This window comes from Streptomyces sp. NPDC002838 (assembly GCF_040295365.1).
GTDB lineage: Bacteria > Actinomycetota > Actinomycetes > Streptomycetales > Streptomycetaceae > Streptomyces.
This window is the reverse complement of record NZ_JBEOVF010000001.1, coordinates 166,709-184,187: the sequence shown is the minus strand read 5'-3', so window position 1 is coordinate 184,187 and position 17,479 is coordinate 166,709. Positions and strand designations below refer to the sequence as shown.

Sequence of the window (17,479 nt, the reverse complement as noted above, 5' to 3'; positions counted from 1 at the left end):
TAGAACGGGTTTCGATGAGAGCCCGAGTCATCCGTCCCGTGGAACCCGACGTGTGAGGCCCGTGGACTCCTCCGAGTGGAACTGGTATCAGTTCCGTATCTGATGAACCGTCAGAGACGGTAGCTCCGGGGAGGCAGTCGCCATGGCCGAACTCGTGGAACCCCTAGAACCCATAGAGCACGGACAGCTGTTCATCGGCGGGGAGTTGACCGACCCCGTGGGCAAGGACGTCATCGAGGTGATCTCGCCGCACACCGAAGAGGTCATCGGACGCGTGCCGCACGCCTCGACGGCGGACGTGGACCGGGCTGTCGCCGCGGCGCGCGCGGCGTTCGACGAGGGGCCCTGGCCTCGCATGACCCTCGACGAGCGGATCGAGGTCGTCACCCGGATCAAGGACGGGATCGCCGCCCGGCACGATGAGATCGCCCGCGTCATCTCCTCCGAGAACGGGTCGCCGTACTCCTGGAGCGTCCTCGCGCAGGCGCTCGGCGCGATGATGGTGTGGGACGCGGCGATCACGGTCGCGCGGGACTTCACCTACGAGGAGACACGCGACGGAGTCCTCGGGCGCATCCTCGTGCGCCGCGAGCCGGTCGGGGTCGTCGCGGCCGTCGCCCCCTGGAACGTCCCGCAGTTCGTGGCCGCCGCCAAACTCGCGCCGGCGCTGCTCACCGGCTGCACGGTGATCCTCAAGCCGTCGCCCGAATCGCCCCTGGACGCGTACATCCTCGGCGAGATCGCGCAGGAGGCCGGGCTGCCGGAGGGCGTGCTGTCGATCCTGCCCGCCGATCGCGAGGTCAGCGAGTACCTCGTCGGGCACCCGGGCGTCGACAAGATCTCCTTCACCGGCTCGGTGGCGGCCGGCAAGCGCGTGATGGAGGTGGCCGCCCGCAATCTGACGCGCGTGACGCTGGAGCTGGGCGGCAAGTCGGCGGCGGTGGTCCTGCCGGACGCGGACCTGGAGACCTCCGTCCCCGGCATCGTCTCCGCGGCCTGGATGAACAACGGCCAGGCCTGCGTGGCCCAGACCCGCATCCTGCTGCCCCGCTCCCGCTACGACGAGTTCGCCGAGGCCTTCGCGGCGGCGGCCGGCGCCCTGGTCGTCGGCGACCCGCTGGACCCGGCGACGCAGGTCGGCCCGCTGGTGGCGCAGCGGCAGCAGCGGCGCAACCTGGACTACATCCGCATCGGCCAGGAGGAGGGCGCCAAGATCCTCACGGGCGGCGGGCGCCCGCCGGGGCTCGATCGGGGCTGGTACGTGGAGCCGACGCTCTTCGGCGACGTCGACAACTCGATGCGCATCGCCCGGGAGGAGATCTTCGGGCCGGTGATCTGCCTGCTCCCGTACGGCGACGAGTCCGAGGCCGTGAAGATCGCGAACGACTCCGACTACGGGCTGAGCGGCAGCGTGTGGACCGCCGACGTCGAGCACGGCATCGAGATCGCCCGCCGGGTCCGTACCGGCACGTACTCCGTCAACACCTTCAGTCTCGACATGCTCGGCCCCTTCGGCGGCTACAAGAACTCCGGGCTGGGGAGGGAGTTCGGGCCGGAAGGCTACGGCGAGTACCTGGAGCACAAGATGATCCATCTGCCGGCCGGCGGGGAGGTGTAGCGCGTGGGCGACCGCTGGCAGGTCGAGGTCGACCGCTCCCTGTGCATCGGCTCCGCGAGCTGTGTCCACCACGCCCCGGACGGTTTCCGGCTCGACGCGGGACGCCAGTCCCACCCCGCCGAGCCGGAGACCGACGCCAACGAGAAGGTCCTGGCGGCGGCGGAGGCCTGCCCGGTGGAGGCCATCATGATCACGCTGCTGGGGAGCGGGGAGCCGGTGTTTCCCCCGGAGGAGTAGCCGGAGGGGTAGCCGGAGGGGTAGGAGCCCCAGGAGATCCTAAAAAATCAGCATTCGGGGGATTCCATACCGGGGCGAATGTCCTATTATGGGAAGTGCCTACGGGACGAGTGAGGGAGTTCGACCGGAGTAGCCGACTTCGGCGAGATGCTTCGGCATCCGCCGGGGCCGACAGCGACGGTCGGGCTGAGAGGCCGGAAAGTCGGAAGGCCGAGAGGCTGGAAGACCGGAAGGCGACCCCCAGTTACCTGATCCGGGTAATGCCGGCGAAGGGAACCCGTCTCGTAGGTCTTTCTTGTGCCTACGGCCCGTCCGGGCCCTGCGTGTCCGGATCCGTCAGGTCGATCAACCGGCACACCGTCTCGATGTCGATCTTCACCTGGGCGATGGAGGCGCGCCCCGACAGCCACGTGATCAGGGCCGAGTGCCAGGTGTGCTCGATGACGCGGACCGCGGAGAGCTGGTCGGGGGTGGGGTTCTCCAAGCCCATCGCGTCCAGGATGATCGCCGTGGTCTGGCGGGAGACCTGGTCGACCTCGGGCGAGACGCTGCGGTCGGCGAAGGTCAGGGCGCGGACCATCGCGTCCGCCAGATGCGGCTCGCGCTGCAGCGCGCGGAAGGCCCGCATCAGGGTCTCCGCCACCCGCTCCGCCGCCGTCTCGCCCGACGGCGGCTTCTTGCGCAGCGTGCCGTGCATGTGCTCCAGCTGGTCCTGCATCGTGGCGACCAGCAGATGGATCTTGGACGGGAAGTAGCGGTAGAGGGTGCCGAGGGCGACCTGTGAGACCTCCGCGACCTCCCGCATCTGCACCGCGTCGAAACCGCCCCGGCTGGCCAGTTGTGCGCACGCGTGCAGGATGCGGCGGCGGCGCGCCTCCTGCCGCTCGGTGAGGGGCGGGGAGGCGGGGTGTGAGGTACTGGCGTCCACCTTGACCACCTTGTCCCCCTTGTCGGCCTTGGCTTCCGCAGGCATGGATCCCGTTCCGTGACAGTCAGCCGTGACAGTCGGTAAGGCGTCCGATTACACAGCATGGATCATCCAGCATGGCAGGACGTCCGCCGTGGCGTGAATCACCCGATCCACCGCTCACAGCGGCCTTACCTGCCGGTAGATTCAGAGCCTCTTGAACGATCAAGTCTGAAACTTGTTCTAGATTAGCGTCCCGGCGTAATCTCGCGGGACAGAGCAGGGAGAAGGGGGCCCAGAGTGACCGCTGAGGCCAGTCAGGCGGGGTCCTCCGAGGACCTGGCCGCCGACGGCGAGCGACCGCTCCGAATCGCACTCCTCACCTACAAAGGGAACCCGTTCTGCGGGGGCCAGGGGGTCTACGTACGGCACCTCTCCCGCGAGCTGGCCCGCCTCGGCCACCGCGTCGAGGTCATCGGCTCCCAGCCCTACCCCGTCCTCGACGAGGGCTACGACGGCCTGAGCCTGACCGAGCTGCCCAGCCTCGACCTCTACCGCCACCCCGACCCCTTCCGCACCCCGAAGCGCGACGAGTACCGCGACTGGGTCGACGCGCTGGAAGTGGCGACGATGTGGACGGGCGGCTTCCCGGAGCCGCTGACGTTCTCGCTCCGGGCCCGCCGCCATCTGCGCGATCGGCGCGGCGAGTTCGACGTCGTCCACGACAACCAGACACTCGGATACGGGTTGTTGGGCGATGTCGGCGCCCCGCTCGTCACCACCATCCACCACCCCATCACCGTGGACCGCCGGTTGGAGCTGGACGCGGCGGAGGGCCTGCGGCGGCGGATGTCCATACGGCGGTGGTACGCCTTCACCCGCATGCAGAAGCGCGTCGCCCGCCGCCTGCCCTCCGTGCTCACCGTCTCCGGCACGTCCCGCCAGGAGATCGTCGACCATCTCGGCGTACGGCAGGACCGCATCCACGTCGTCCACATCGGCGCCGACACGGACCTCTTCTCGCCGGACGAGTCCATACGGCAGGTCCCGGGCCGTATCGTCACGACGTCCAGCGCCGACGTACCGCTCAAGGGCCTGGTCTTCCTGGTCGAGGCACTGGCGAAGGTCCGCACCGAACACCCCGACGCCCACCTCGTCGTCGTCGGCAAGCGACCCGACGAGGGGCCCGTCGCCCAGGCTCTCGAGCGCTACGGCCTCCAGGGCGCCGTCGAGTTCGTCAAGGGCATCTCGGACGCCGAACTGGTCGACCTGGTCCGCTCGGCCCAGGTCGCCTGCGTGCCGTCCCTGTACGAGGGCTTCTCGCTGCCGGCGGCGGAAGCCATGGCCACCGGAACCCCGCTGCTGGCCACGACCGGCGGCGCGATCCCGGAGGTCGCGGGGCGCGACGGGGAGACGTGCCTGGCGGTACCGCCGGGTGACGCGGGCGCGCTGGCCGCCGGGCTGGGCCGGCTGCTGGGTGACGCGGAGTTGCGCGGACGGCTCGGCGCGGCGGGGCGCGAGCGGGTGCTGGAGCGGTTCACCTGGGCGCGGGCCGCCGAAGGGACGGTCGCCCGGTACCGCGAGGAGATCGCCCGCTCGGCCGTTCAACCATCCGCGCCCGCAGGAGCGTCCGTACAACCAGTCACAGCGGTACCACCGATCACCCCGGCAACGGCACCCATTGCCGCCTCCACCCCGGAAGACCATCCCGAAAGCAGGGCCACGTGCTGACCGTCGACTTCTCCCGGTTCCCGCTCGCCCCGGGGGACCGTGTTCTGGATCTCGGCTGTGGTGCCGGCCGGCACGCGTTCGAGTGCTACCGGCGCGGCGCGCAGGTGGTGGCGTTGGACCAGAACGGCGAGGAGATCCGCGAGGTCGCGAAGTGGTTCGCGGCGATGAAGGAGGCGGGGGAGGCCCCCGAGGGCGCCACCGCGACGGCCATGGAGGGCGATGCCCTCGCGCTGCCCTTCCCCGACGAGTCCTTCGACGTCGTGATCATCTCCGAGGTGATGGAGCACATCCCGGACGACAAGGGCGTACTCGCCGAGATGGTACGGGTGTTGAAGCCCGGCGGCCGCATCGCGATCACCGTCCCGCGCTACGGCCCCGAGAAGGTCTGCTGGACGCTGTCCGGCGCCTACCACGAGGTCGAGGGCGGCCACATCCGCATCTACAAGGCGGACGAGCTCCTGGCGAGGATCCGCGAGGCCGGGCTGAAACCGTACGGCACGCACCACGCCCACGCCCTCCACTCGCCCTACTGGTGGCTGAAGTGCGCGTTCGGCGTCGACAACGACAAGGCGCTGCCGGTGCGGGCGTACCACAAGCTGCTGGTCTGGGACATCATGAAGAAGCCGCTGGCCACGCGGGTCGCCGAGCAGGCGCTGAACCCACTGATAGGCAAGAGCTTCGTGGCGTACGCGACCAAGCCGCATTTGCCTCGGGTGGACGCCAAGTGACCACCCCCCGGACAGAACACCTCGTCCTGCCCGGGGTCCTCACCGCCGGGCAGGCTGCCGCCACCGTCGCCGGGATCCTCGCCGTGCAGCGGGAGGACGGCGCGATCCCGTGGTTCCGGGGACACCACCTGGACCCGTGGGACCACACCGAGGCCGCGATGGCGCTGGACGCGGCCGGCGAGCACGAGGCCGCCGAGCGGGCGTACGCCTGGCTGGCGAGGCACCAGAACGAGGACGGCTCCTGGTACGCGGCGTACGCCGACGGGGACTTCGACGACGTCACCGACCGGGGCCGCGAGACGAACTTCGTCGCCTACATAGCCGTGGGCGTCTGGCACCACTACCTCTCCACCGGCGACGACACGTTCCTCGACCGCATGTGGCCGACGGTCCACGCGGCGATCGAATGCGTCCTGCGCCTCCAGCAGCCGGGCGGACAGATCGGCTGGAAGAGCGAGGACGACGGCACGGCCACCGCGGACGCGCTGCTGACCGGCTCCTCCTCGATCCACCACGCGCTGTGCTGCGCGCTCGCCATCGCCGACCAGCGCGAAGAGCCGCAGCCGGACTGGGAGTTGGCGGTGGGGGCGCTGCGGCACGCGATCCGGCGCCACCCGGAGCGGTTCCTCGACAAGGACCGCTACTCGATGGACTGGTACTACCCGGTGCTGGGGGGCGCGCTCACCGGCGCGGAGGCCAAGTCCCGCATAGAGGCGGACTGGGACCGCTTCGTCGTACCCGGCCTCGGGGTGCGCTGCGTCGTCCCCAACCCGTGGGTGACGGGCGGGGAGTCGGCCGAACTCGCCATCGCCCTCTGGGCGATGGGCGAGTCCGACCGGGCCCTGGACATCCTCCAGTCGATCCAGCACCTGCGGGACGCGGAGTCCGGCCTGTACTGGACGGGCTACGTGTTCGAGGACGAGGCCATCTGGCCCCGGGAGCTGACCACCTGGACGGCCGGCTCCCTCCTCCTGGCCGTGGCAGCACTCGGTGGCCACGAGGCGACCTGCACGGTCTTCGGCGGCGATCGCCTGCCCCGCGGCCTCGACCCGGAGTGCTGCGACTGACCGCTCAGTGCCGGTGCACGCGGTTGGCGATCGCGTGCCCCACGAACAGGTACACGATCGCGGCCAGGCCGTATCCGGCCACGACCCGCGCCCAGGCTTCGTCGAACGTGAACAGGTCGTGGGACCAGCCCGCCAGCCAGCGGGCCGCGTCGTGGATGAACTGCACGAAGTCGTTCGCGCGGTTCGCGTCCAGCAGGTACATCAGGATCCACAGGCCCAGGATGAGGGCCATGATGTCGGCGACGACCGCGATGATCGTGCCGGCCTGATTGGCACCGTTGCGATAATGAGGGGACATGTCCATCGGGTTGCCCCTCAACCGTGGATGAAACCCGAACGGGTTCGTTCCCGCGGCGCGTGGGCTCCGACGGGCGGCAGCTGCAAGATCAAGCAGTCGGTCAGGAGTTGAGTTCCGCGAGGACGCGCAGGGTGTGCCGGTCCGGCGCCAGCGCCAACAGGTCCGTCACCGGCCCCTTGCGCCACAACTCCAGCCGCTCGGCGATGCGTTCGCGCGGCCCGACCAGCGAGATCTCGTCCGCGAAGGCGTCGGGGACGGCGAGCACGGCCTCTTCCTTGCGGCCGGACAGGAACAGTTCCTGGATCCGCCGGGCCTCCTCTTCGTACCCCATGCGCGCCATCAGGTCGGCGTGGAAGTTCCGTGCCGCGTGGCCCATTCCGCCGATGTAGAAGCCGAGCATCGTCTTGACCGGCAGGAGCCCTTCGCCGACGTCGTCGCAGACCCGCACCTGGGCCATGGGGGCGACGAGGAAGCCTTCGGGAGCACCGGCGAGTGAAGCCTCGTACACCTCGGGCCGGGTCGGCGACCAGTACAACGGCAGCCAGCCGTCCGCGATCCGGGTCGTCTGCGCGACGTTCTTCGGCCCTTCGGCGCCCAGCAGGATCGGCAGGTCGGGGCGGAGCGGATGCGTGATCGGCTTGAGGGGCTTGCCGAGGCCGGTAGCGTCCGGGCCGCGGTAGGGGTGGGCGTGGAAACGGCCGGCGAGCTCCACCGGCGCCTCGCGCCGCAGCACCTGCCGTACGACGTCGACGTACTCCCGGGTCGCGGTCAGCGGCGACTTCGGGAACGGCCGTCCGTACCAGCCCTCGACCACCTGCGGACCCGACAGACCGAGCCCGAGCATCACGCGTCCGCCGGAGAGGTGGTCCAGGGTGAGCGCGTGCATGGCGGTGGTGGTCGGCGAGCGGGCGGCCATCTGCGCAACCGCCGTACCCAGTTTGATGCGGGACGTCTGGGCCGCGATCCAGGCGAGCGGCGTGAACGCGTCCGAGCCCCACGACTCCGCGGTCCACACGGAGTCGTAGCCGAGCCGCTCCGCCTCCAGTGCCAGCGGCACGTGGTCCGCGGAGGGGCCGCGACCCCAGTAGCCGAGGGCGAGCCCTAGCCGCATGGCGCCTCCAGGTGTCGGACGTCACTGATGGTGTGTCAGTTATCGGTTCCGGGCTGCGACGCGACTGTACGACAACGGCCCCCCGCCCGGAAGGGCGAGGGGCCGTTCGGCGAAGACAGGTGGCTGGGCCTCAGCCGCGCTGGATCCCCGTCGTGTCCTGCAGCACGCCACGACGACCGTCCTGCGTCTGCGCGACGAGCGCCGGACCGCGCTGCTCGACCGCGAGGTACCAGGTGCCGGGGGCGAGTTCGGCGATCGGCGTCGGCGAACCGTCCTCCGCGAACAGCGGCCGCGGCACCGGCACGGCGAACCAGAACGGCGAGAAGTCCGCGGCCGGCGGCTGCGCCTGCGGAGCCTGCTGCGGCTGGCCGCCCGGCTGGGCCCCGAAGGGCTGCCCCGGCTGCGGCTGACCGCCGTACGGCTGCTGCTGGGCGCCGGGGTAGCCGTAACCACCCTGGGGCTGGGCGCCGTAGGGCTGGGGAGTGGGGGGCTTGGGGGCGGGGACGAGGGCGCCCTTGAGTGCCGGGACCAGAGGGGTGGCGATGGCGGCGGCGGCCATGACCAGGGTGGCGACGAGGGCGAGGATCAGGCCGATGCCGGCGTTGGGGCCGGGGCCGGACGTCTCGAAGTTGTCGGCACCCCCGGCCGGGTCGAAGATGTTGCCCAGCGCGCTCCACGCGGCGAACACCGTGAAGGCGACGCCGAACTGTCCGAGGTCGAGCCCCGCCACCTTCGGCATCTGCGGCAGGCCCCGAGAGACCACGACGAGCGCGGCGCCGATGATCCCCGCCAGAACGACACTGAGCAGGACCGGGCCGCTTGCCCACAGGCTGGGGAGGTCGAGGCTGTCGGGAGCACCGTCGAGCGAGTAGAGGTCGAGGAATGACGCGATGAACAGCAATACCGCTGCTCCGATCACCACGCCGTCGCCTCGAGTGAGGGAGCGGATATTCACTTCGTGTCCTTCGTCAATCGTCTCATCGTCGGCATCGCTGGAGGCGCCGCTCTCACCATGTCGCCCTCGGGCCCCGGTGTGAAGCGCGGGGGTGGCCCCTCATCGTAGGGACGACACTATCGTCCGCCAGAACAGGGTGTCCGCCCGGATCCGTGCGCTGATCACTACCCGCGCAGGAAACTCACGATTCCCTCAGAGATCCCTTGCGCCGCTTTCTGCCGCCAGGCGCCGCTGGTCAGTAGTGCCGCGTCCTTGCTATCGCGCATGTTGCCGCACTCGATGAACACCTTGGGAACCGTTGACAGATTGAGACCGCCCAAATCCGTGCGGGTGTCCAGTCCGGTGCCGTCGCCGACGTAGTTGGAGGGCGCGCTGCCCGTGACGCGCACGAAGTTGCCCGCGATGCGCTCGCCGAGGTCGCGCGAAGGGGCGACGATCGGGCGGGTGTCGGCGGCGCCCGCGTGCACGCTGCCGGGAAGGATGACGTGGAAGCCGCGGTTGCCCGCTCCCGAGCCGTCCGCGTGGACCGAGACGACGGCGTCCGCGTGCGCCGCGTTGCCGATCCGGGCGCGCTCGTCCACGCACGGGCCGTAGGGCCGGTCGTTGTCCTGGGTCAGCTTCACCGTGGCGCCCTGCTTCTCCAGCAGAGCACGCATGCGGTGGGCCACGTCGAGGGTGAACTTGGCCTCTGTGTAACCGGAGTTGGTGGATGTACCTGTTGTGTCGCATTCCTTCCGGTTCGTTCCGATGTCCACCTTGCGGTTGATCTCGGCCGTGTGCTGGAAGTTGCCCGGGTTGTGACCCGGGTCGATGACGATCACCTTGCCCTTGAGGGGGCCGGAGGCGGCGGGGGCCGAGGGAGAGGGTGTCGGCTTCTCGGAGGTGCGCGGCTGCTTGCCGTCGTCGGTGGGGGAGGTGGCCGGGGTGCTCGACTGCGCGGTGGCGGTGCCGACCGCCGCGCCTGTCTCTCCGCCCGATCCGCCCGATCCGCCTGTTCCGCCGACCGCCTCGAACACCAGCCACCCCAGCAACGCGCCCGGCACGAGCGCGGCGAGGGCGACGGTCAGCGGACGGCGCCGGGGACGGCGGGGCTGGGGCGGTTCGAAATCCGGGCCTGCGTACGACACGACAGCGACTCTAACCGCGCCCTCAGACCCCCGTCCCCGTTCGCCGCAGGACGCGCAGCGAGTCGGTCACCGAGACCTCCGTGAACGCACCGGAGGCGAGAGCCCTGAGGTAGACGCGGTACGGGGCCTGGCCGGTGAACTCGTCCGCCGGGTCCGGGAACACGTCGTGGATGACCAGCAGCCCGCCCTCGGCCACGTGGGGCGCCCACCCCTCGTAGTCGGCGTTCGCGTGCTCGTCGGTGTGGCCGCCGTCGATGAAGACGAGCCCCAGGGGAGTGCTCCAGACCTTCGCCACCTGCGGCGAGCGGCCGACCAGGGCGACGACGTGTTCCTCCAGCCCGGCGCGGTGCAGCGTGCGGCGGAACGTGGGCAGCGTGTCCATCAGGCCGATCTCGGGGTCGACCGTCTCCGGGTCGTGGTACTCCCAGCCCGGCTGTTGCTCCTCGCTGCCGCGGTGGTGGTCGACGGTGAGCGCGGTGACCCCGGCCTCTCGAGCCGCGTCGGCGAGCAGGATCGTGGAGCGGCCGCAGTACGTGCCGACCTCCAGGAGGGGGAGACCGAGGCTGCCCGCCTCGACGGCCGCCGCGTACAGGGCGAGGCCCTCGTCCACCGGCATGAATCCCTTCGCCGCCTCGAACGCGGCCAGGATCTCGGGCTTGGGTGCCGCGGGCATGGCGCCTGCCTTTCCGAAAGCAGTCGTACGTGCGTCTCGGCATCCCATGCTGCCGTACCTCCTGGTCGGCGGGCGACAGGGGGTACGGCGGCGATGGATCATGGATCAGGGCGCGTCGGAGGTGTCGAGCTTGTTCACCTTGATCCGAGAGGTGTCGAACTCCCAGGCGACATAGAACTTGCCCGGGGCGTACTCGTCGGCCATTGCATACGTGTCCCAGCCCGCACCCGTGCCGACCGGCGTCTTGTCCTCGTCGGCCGCCGGGCCGTCGGCGAAGAACTTGCCGGCGCTCCAGGCCGCGCCGGGGCGCTTGACCTTGTAGTTGAGGACCTTACGGTCCTTGGCGGTGTTGTGGATGGACAGGTACTGCCCGTTGCTGTCCTTGGTGAACTGGACCTTGACGTCGTAGCTCGGCAGGTTGGAGTCGAGCATGAAGGGCGTCCAGGTCTGACCGCCGTCGGAACTCGTGGCCGTCGCCGCGCGGGTCCGGCTCGCGGCGCTGCGGGCGACCATGACCAGCTTGTTCGGATCGTCCTGCGAGACGGCGATCTGGGGTTCGCCGCCGTCGAGGTCGTTCGGATCCGGTACGACGCCACCGGCCGTCCAGGTCTTCAGGTCCGAGGAGATCAGCACCCCGTTCTCCCGGCCCGAGGCCCAGAACGGGATGACGTGCTTGCCGCCCGCCAGCTGGACCGGGCGACCGGCGATGATGAGGTTGGCGAAGCCCTCGTCGACGCCCGTGGTGTCCGGGTCGTCGTACGGAATGGTGGTGGGGTAGTCCTGCCAGGTGTGCCCCTCGTCGGTGCTCCGCTTGACCACGACGGCGTCGATCGGGAGGCCGTTGTTGTTGGTGATCGAGGTCTTGGTCCGGCCGAGGTAGGCGAAGAGTTCGTGGCCCGCCTGGTAGAGGACGACGTAGTGCCAGGAGTACTCGCTGGTCTCCTGGGCCAGGATCTTGGGACGGCTCCAGTTCACGCCGCCGTCGGTGGTGTACGAGTACCGGATGTAACCCTGGTCGACCTTGCCCGGGACGATGCCCTCCCGCCAGGCCACGACCGCGTTGTTCGCGCTGGTGCCGATGATGTCGGGAGTGCGGGGGCCGTCGCCCTCGGTCGCCGTGTTGATGTAGGCGCTCGCTTCGCCCGACGTGCCCTCGGCGGAGGCCGGGCCCGGCAGGAGAACACCGGTCAGGACGGCGAGGACGAGTGCGGTCAGGAGCGCGGTCCGGGCACGTCCGCGGGTCACCACAGCCATTGCTGGTCCTTGTTCTCGTTGCAGCCCCACTGCATGGCCTCCGTGCCGACGGTCGTACTGGTGTTGGGGATGGCGAGGCACAGGCCGGTCTTCGCGTTCTTGAGCCGGTCGCGGTCGTCGTGGACCCAGACCTGCTCGTCGCCGGCTTCGGTGCCGCAACCCCACTGGATGGCCTTGACGCCGGGCGTCGTACTCCCGCTGGGGATGGCCAGGCACTTGCCGCTCGCCTTGTTGATCACGTGGTAGCCGCCGGTCACCGGCTGGAGCGTCCAGTAGTTGCTGTCGCTGTAGCTGCACGACCACTGGATCATCACGGTGCCGTTGGTCGTGCTGGAGCCGGGGTTGGCCAGACAGAAGCCGGTGCCCTGGTTGTAGAGGCGGGCGTGGACGGCGGTTTCGGCGGCCTCGGCCGTCGGCGCCGAGCCGGTCAGGGGCGAGCCCGTCAGCACGGGCGCGCTCACCACGGCGACGGCCGCCGCGGCGACGAGGTGTCTTCGCATTCTGGAGATTCCTCAACTGCTCGACAACGAAGGGCGACCCTCGCCAGGAGGGTCGCCCCGGTGGGGTCTTACCAGGCCCACTGCTGGTCGGTGTTCGTGGTGCAGGTCCACTGGATGACCTCGGTGCCGTTGGTCGTGCTGCTGTTGGCGACGGCCAGGCATCTGTCGCTGTTCACGTTCCGCAGGCGGTTGATGCTGTCGTGGATCCAGCGCTGCTCCGAGCTGCCGTTACAGGGCCACTGGATGACCTGGGTGCCGTTGGCCGTACTGGCGTTGGGCATGGCAAGGCACATCTGGCTGTTCTCGTTCGTGATCTTGACCGCGCCGCCCGGCACTTCCTCGATCTTCCACTGCTGCTCGCTGCCGGAGCCGCAGGTCCACTGGATCAGGCCGGTGCCGGCCGTCTTGCTCGCGTTGGGGACGGCCAGGCACTTTCCGGTTCCGACGTTGTCGAACCTGGCGTAGATGGCCGCCGCGTCGGCCGGCGTGGAGAAGGCCAGGGCGCAGACCGCCGAGGCGACCGCTGCGGAGACTCGCGTGATCATCTTTATGGACATGCCAGTAGGCCCCTCTGTGTTTCGTGGGTTTTCCTGTCGGGCGACTGCCTGATCAGCATGCGAGTGATCGTTGTGAGTGTCGTTAGCAATGAGTCCACTGGGACTTGGCGGTGCGTCTACTCCCGTACGGACAACGCCTGGAGCCGGTGTTCCTTGGGCGAAATCCCGTAGGCGGTGCGGAAGGCGCGGGAGAAGTCCGAGGCACGCGGAAGGCCCCAGCGGGCGGCGATGGCGTGGATCGGCGTGCCGCGCAGAGCGGGGTCCGCGAGGTCGCGGCGGGCGCCCTCCAGTCGCTGTCGGCGGATCCAGGCCGCGACCGTCTCGCCCTGCGCCTGTTCCTGGAAGATGCGGTGCAGATAGCTGAGGGAGATGTGGTGCGCCGCGGCGATCACGGGCGGTGTCAGCTCCGGATCGTGCAGGTTCTGCCGGATGAACGCCCGGATGCCTTGCGCCATGGCGCGGTTGCGGGTCTCCGGCGGCAGTGCGGGCTCCGTCTCCAGCACCTGGGCGATCCAGGCCGAGAGCAGGTCGAGAAGGACCGTCCCCAGGCGCGCCGCGTCGGACGGCCGCACGGTGTCGGCCTGCCGGTCCAGGCCGGTGAGGAAGTCCTTCAGCAGGGCGCCGATTCCCTCCCGTGCCGACAGCCGTCTGCCCAGCAACTCCCGGTGCGGGGGCACCGGCAGCAGCACCTTGGGGACCTCGACGCCCACTGCCGTGAGCAAGCCGCCTTCCCCGTCGTCGTACGACCGCAGGTCGCCCGGCCGCGAACTGTCGGCCAGGTACAGGTCGCTCGGGCCGAAGGTGTCGGTCCGGCCGCCGTGGTCGAAGGCCAGCTCGCCCCCGAGGATCAGCCTCAGGTGGAAGATCTCGGGGTCGGACTGCCGCACCATCTGGGCGTCGCGCAGGAACCGCGTCGGCAGGAACGTCGCCGACCAGACGGTGACCGGTCCCAGTTCCAGCAGTCGCAGTTCCGCCCGGTAGTCGGCGGCGTAGTCACTGGTGACGTCGAGGGTCGCCGCGGTTCGGCCGACCCGTTCCCGCCAGTAGGCGAGTCTGTCGTCCGCCGGCACGTCCTCGCACCGGAACACAGTCCCGTTCATCCCGCCCCGCCCCACACCGTCCTGAATCCCCGTCAGACGCGTTCCGCCGATCTCCGCTCACACGGAGATCGGCGGAGGCGGAGATCACAGGGAGGGATGGTGCGTCGGCGAACCCTGCTCATCGTGAACGCCGGGTGGATTCCAGGGGAAGAGATCTCCTCGGATTGTTCAGGGTATGGAGACCGTTTCGCCCGGCAGTGAAAGGTCCATGTCGACCGCGCGATCGTCGCCCGCGTGGGTCGCCGCGGAGGCCAGCGGGGCGTGGCCCGTGGCGCGGGCGGCCAGGACGTACGGGCCCTGGGCCGGGACGGTGAGGGCATAACTGCCGTCCTCGGCGGAGAGCGTCGCGCCCGCCTGCCGGCCCCGGGGGTCGATCAGCGTGACCTTCGCGCGGGCGACCGGGGTCCCGGTGGCGTCCAGGACGCGGCCGCGGAAGCCGCGCAGCGCCTCCTCGGCGCGCTGCAGATTGGCGTCCTCCTCGCTGCTCGCGCGCAGCTGCGGCTTGGTCGCCGGGCGTCGGCCGGGCAGGAAGAGGGCCAGCAGCAGGCCGACCGCCACCGCGCCCGTCGCGATCAGGAAGGAGACCCGGAAGCCGTGCATGGTCGGGACCGCGACGCCGTTGACGTTGTTCGCGGTGTTGGCGAGGACCATGCCGACCACGGCGCTCGACACCGACGTACCGATGGACCGCATCAGGGTGTTGAGGCCGTTGGCCGCGCCCGTCTCCGATGCCGGGACCGCGCCGACGATCAGCGCGGGGAGGGAGGAGTACGCGAGGCCGATGCCCGCGCCCAGGAGCACCGCGATGACGAGGCTCTGCCAGGCGGCGCTCATCAGGCCCAGGCCGGCGCCGTAGCCGATCGCGATGATCAGCAGGCCGAGGATCAGGGTGACCTTGGGGCCGTACTTCGCCGACAGCCGGGCGTAGACGGGCGCCGTGAACATCATGGTCAGGCCGAGCGGCGCCACCAGCAGGCCGGCGACAACCATCGACTGGCCGAGGCCGTAGCCGGTGGCCTTGGGCAGCTGGAGGAGCTGCGGAAGGACGAGGGAGACGACGTAGAAGCTGACCCCGACCATGATCGAGGCGAGGTTGGTGAAGAGGACGGCCGGGCGGGCCGTGGTGCGCAGGTCCACCAGCGGGGCCTTGACCCGCAGCTCCATCACGCCCCACAGGAGGAGTACGACGGCGGACGCGGCGAACAGGCCGAGTGTGGTGGCGGAGGTCCAGCCCCAGTCGCTGCCCTTGGTGATCGGCAGCAGGAAGAGCACGAGACCGGTGGAGAGGCCGAGGGCGCCCAGGACGTCGAAGGAGCCCTTCGCGCGCATCGGGGACTCCGGTACGACGAGGAGGGTGAGGGCGATGGCGAGGGCGCCGATGCCCGCGGCGCCGTAGAAGAGGGCGTGCCAGTCGGTGTGCTGCGCGACCAGGGCCGCTGCGGGCAGGGCGAGGCCGCCGCCGACGCCGATCGAGGAGCTCATCAGGGCCATCGCCGAGCCGAGCTTCTCGCGGGGCAGCATGTCGCGCATCAGGCCGATGCCGAGGGGGATCGCGCCCATCGCGAAGCCCTGGAGCGTACGGCCGACGATCATGGGGAGGAGGGCGCTGGTGAACGCGCTGACCAGTGCGCCGACCACCATCACCGAGAGGCTGACGATCAGCATGCGCCGCTTGCCGTACAGGTCGCCCAGCCGGCCCATGATCGGCGTGGCCACGGCGCCCGAGAGCAGGGTCGAGGTCAGGACCCAGGTGGCGTTGCTGGGGGAGGTGTCCAGCAGCTGTGGCAAGTCCTTGATGACCGGGACGAGCAGGGTCTGCATCACCGCGACCACGATGCCCGCGAAGGCGAGCACCGGGACGACGGCTCCGCTCGCTCCGGGTGCGGGCTGGTCGGTCGACGTGTGCGTCATGAAGTGAGGCCTCCAGGCCTGGGGAGAGGCGTGCTGGTTGAGCGAGCCGTGCGGGATACGTGCAGCTTGAACCCCGTGCGCCTGGGCAACTATTCCGATGCTTCGGCCCACTAACGAATTCTTTGTCTTCTCTTGGGGAAGGGCCGGCAGCTGGGGAAGGGCCGGGGCTGGGGCCATGGCCTACGCCTCGGGGCCTGGCCTACGTCGAAATGCCGATGCCAGGAGCGTCGGCTGGTTGAGAGCATGACATCCATGCTCGGAGCCGCTGACGTCGCCCGCCTGTCCCGTCGTCCCGCCACGCCTCCCACCTGGGTGGTCGTGGCGCTCGCGTGCGCCGGACAGTTCCTCGTCGTGCTCGACATCTCCGTCGTCAACGTGGCGCTGCCGTCGATGCGGGCCGACCTGCACCTGAGCGAGCAGGGCCTGCAGTGGGTGGTGAACGCCTACACCATCGCCTTCGCCGGGTTCATGCTGCTCGGCGGGCGGGCCGGTGACCTCTACGGCCGCAAGCGGATGTTCCTCGTCGGACTCGGCCTGTTCACGCTGGCCTCGCTCGGCGGCGGGCTGGCCCAGGAGGGCTGGCAGCTGCTGGTGGCGCGGGGCGCTCAGGGGCTGGGCGCGGCGGTGCTCGCCCCGTCGACGCTGACGATCCTCACGTCCGCCGTCCCGGAGGGCGCCGCCCGGGCACGGGCCATCGCGACCTGGACGGCCGTGGGGGCGGGCGGCGGCGCGGCCGGTGGACTCGTCGGCGGCCTGCTGGTGGATGCGCTGTCGTGGCGGTGGGTCCTGCTGATCAACGTGCCGGTCGGGGCTGTGGTGCTGCTCGGCTCCGTCGTGTGGCTGGTGGAGAGCCGCGCGGGGGACGGGCGGCGACTGGACCTGCCGGGCGCGGTGCTGGTGACGGCCGGGCTCGCCACCCTGGCGTACGGCATCTCCCAGACCGAGGCCGCGGGATGGACGGCCGGGGCCACACTGGTGCCGCTGCTCGCCGGTCTCGCGCTGGTCGGCTGCTTCCTCGCCGTCGAGGCCCGTACGGCGGCTCCGTTGATGCCGCTCGGGCTGCTGCGGGTGCGGTCGGTGTCGTCGGCGAACGTGGCGATGTTCCTGAGCGGCTCCGCGATGTTCTGCATGTGGTTCTTCATGACGCTGTACGCGCAGAACGTGCTGGGCTACTCGCCGCTGGACGCCGGGCTCGCCCTGGTGCCGAGTTCCCTGGCCGTGGTCGTCGGCTCGAAGGCCGCGCCGCGGCTCATGCGGGTGTTGGGGGCGCGTGCCGTGGCGGCGCTGGGGACCGTGGTGGCGGTCGTCGGCTTCGGCTGGCAGTCGACGATGAGCGCGGACGGGGCCTTTCTGACGGCGATCATGTTCCCGGGGATCCTGATGATGCTGGGCGCGGGCCTGGCGGGGACACCGCTCGCCGCGCTGGCCACGTCGGGGGCGGCGCCGGGGGAGGCCGGGCTGGTGTCCGGCCTGGTCAACACCTCACGCACGATGGGCGGTTCACTGGGACTGGCGGTCATGTCGACCATCGCGGCGGCCCGTACCGGGGGCGACCGCAGCCCGCAGGCCCTGACGGAGGGCTACGCGCTGGTGTTCCGGGTGGGGGCCGGGGTGCTGGCGGGCGGGGTGGTGCTGATGCTGGTGTGGCTGCCGCGGAAAATTTCCACGAGTTGAGGCAACGGTCCGGGCGGTCCGTGGACTCCTT

At 70.3% G+C, this 17,479-nt stretch carries 17 protein-coding genes; 6 read left to right on the top strand and 11 right to left on the bottom strand.

Translation table 11 applies throughout. From position 1 onward, the window contains the following. The first annotated feature begins 142 nt into the window (after positions 1–142). A complete protein-coding gene (locus ABT063_RS00855; protein WP_351054906.1) occupies positions 143–1,618 on the top strand; it encodes an aldehyde dehydrogenase in 1,476 nt (491 codons plus the stop codon). A gap of 3 nt (positions 1,619–1,621) precedes the next feature. Beyond that, on the top strand, positions 1,622–1,855 hold the full coding sequence (locus ABT063_RS00850; protein WP_351054905.1) for a ferredoxin: 234 nt from the start codon (positions 1,622–1,624) through the stop codon (positions 1,853–1,855). Between the two features lie 301 nt (positions 1,856–2,156). Here the strand turns inward: ABT063_RS00850 and ABT063_RS00845 are convergent, their stop codons facing one another. Further along, positions 2,157–2,828, bottom strand: a complete 672-nt coding sequence (locus tag ABT063_RS00845) for a TetR family transcriptional regulator (protein ID WP_351054904.1) — start codon at positions 2,826–2,828, stop codon at positions 2,157–2,159. Between the two features lie 234 nt (positions 2,829–3,062). On the opposite strand from ABT063_RS00845, the gene ABT063_RS00840 reads away from it, so the two are divergent. Genes ABT063_RS00840 through ABT063_RS00830 form a run of 3 tightly spaced genes read left to right on the top strand, consistent with a single transcriptional unit; the run spans position 3,063 to position 6,288 of the window. After that, a complete protein-coding gene (locus tag ABT063_RS00840) occupies positions 3,063–4,493 on the top strand; it encodes a glycosyltransferase family 4 protein (protein ID WP_351054903.1) in 1,431 nt (476 codons plus the stop codon). Continuing rightward, complete coding sequence (locus ABT063_RS00835; protein ID WP_351054902.1) at positions 4,487–5,221, top strand: class I SAM-dependent methyltransferase; 735 nt, start codon at positions 4,487–4,489, stop codon at positions 5,219–5,221. The genes ABT063_RS00840 and ABT063_RS00835 overlap by 7 nt, the downstream gene beginning before the upstream one ends. Beyond that, positions 5,218–6,288 carry a prenyltransferase/squalene oxidase repeat-containing protein gene (locus ABT063_RS00830; protein ID WP_351054901.1) on the top strand — a complete coding sequence of 357 codons (1,071 nt, stop codon included), beginning with the start codon at positions 5,218–5,220 and terminating at the stop codon, positions 6,286–6,288. The genes ABT063_RS00835 and ABT063_RS00830 overlap by 4 nt, the downstream gene beginning before the upstream one ends. Positions 6,289–6,292: 4 nt before the next feature. Here ABT063_RS00830 and ABT063_RS00825 read toward each other — a convergent pair whose 3' ends face one another. From ABT063_RS00825 to ABT063_RS00780, 10 genes are all read right to left on the bottom strand, one after another. Continuing rightward, complete coding sequence (locus tag ABT063_RS00825; protein WP_351054900.1) at positions 6,293–6,586, bottom strand: hypothetical protein; 294 nt, start codon at positions 6,584–6,586, stop codon at positions 6,293–6,295. Between the two features lie 100 nt (positions 6,587–6,686). Next, complete coding sequence (locus ABT063_RS00820) at positions 6,687–7,697, bottom strand: LLM class F420-dependent oxidoreductase (protein WP_351054899.1); 1,011 nt, start codon at positions 7,695–7,697, stop codon at positions 6,687–6,689. 130 nt (positions 7,698–7,827) lie between these two features. Beyond that, a complete protein-coding gene (locus tag ABT063_RS00815; protein ID WP_351054898.1) occupies positions 7,828–8,652 on the bottom strand; it encodes a hypothetical protein in 825 nt (274 codons plus the stop codon). A gap of 164 nt (positions 8,653–8,816) precedes the next feature. Beyond that, entirely contained in the window at positions 8,817–9,779 is a 963-nt protein-coding gene (locus tag ABT063_RS00810) for an N-acetylmuramoyl-L-alanine amidase (RefSeq protein ID WP_351054897.1), read from the bottom strand. A gap of 22 nt (positions 9,780–9,801) precedes the next feature. Beyond that, complete coding sequence (locus ABT063_RS00805) at positions 9,802–10,452, bottom strand: class I SAM-dependent methyltransferase (RefSeq protein WP_351054896.1); 651 nt, start codon at positions 10,450–10,452, stop codon at positions 9,802–9,804. Between the two features lie 105 nt (positions 10,453–10,557). Further along, positions 10,558–11,706 (bottom strand): sialidase family protein, encoded by a 1,149-nt coding sequence (locus tag ABT063_RS00800; protein WP_351054895.1) that lies wholly within the window; start codon positions 11,704–11,706, stop codon positions 10,558–10,560. After that, the gene (locus ABT063_RS00795; RefSeq protein ID WP_351054894.1) at positions 11,694–12,206 is read right to left on the bottom strand and encodes an RICIN domain-containing protein; all 513 of its coding nucleotides are present in this window, start codon (positions 12,204–12,206) and stop codon (positions 11,694–11,696) included. Before ABT063_RS00795 ends, ABT063_RS00800 begins: the two co-directional genes overlap by 13 nt. Before the next feature lie 68 nt (positions 12,207–12,274). After that, complete coding sequence (locus tag ABT063_RS00790; protein WP_351054893.1) at positions 12,275–12,763, bottom strand: RICIN domain-containing protein; 489 nt, start codon at positions 12,761–12,763, stop codon at positions 12,275–12,277. A gap of 116 nt (positions 12,764–12,879) precedes the next feature. After that, positions 12,880–13,863, bottom strand: a complete 984-nt coding sequence (locus tag ABT063_RS00785) for a helix-turn-helix domain-containing protein (RefSeq protein ID WP_351054892.1) — start codon at positions 13,861–13,863, stop codon at positions 12,880–12,882. A gap of 168 nt (positions 13,864–14,031) precedes the next feature. Next, positions 14,032–15,774 (bottom strand): MFS transporter, encoded by a 1,743-nt coding sequence (locus tag ABT063_RS00780; RefSeq protein ID WP_351054891.1) that lies wholly within the window; start codon positions 15,772–15,774, stop codon positions 14,032–14,034. A 243-nt stretch (positions 15,775–16,017) separates the two neighbouring features. Here ABT063_RS00780 and ABT063_RS00775 point away from each other — a divergent pair, with 243 nt between their 5' ends. Continuing rightward, positions 16,018–17,448 carry an MFS transporter gene (locus ABT063_RS00775; protein WP_351054890.1) on the top strand — a complete coding sequence of 477 codons (1,431 nt, stop codon included), beginning with the start codon at positions 16,018–16,020 and terminating at the stop codon, positions 17,446–17,448. Positions 17,449–17,479: the final 31 nt, after the last annotated feature.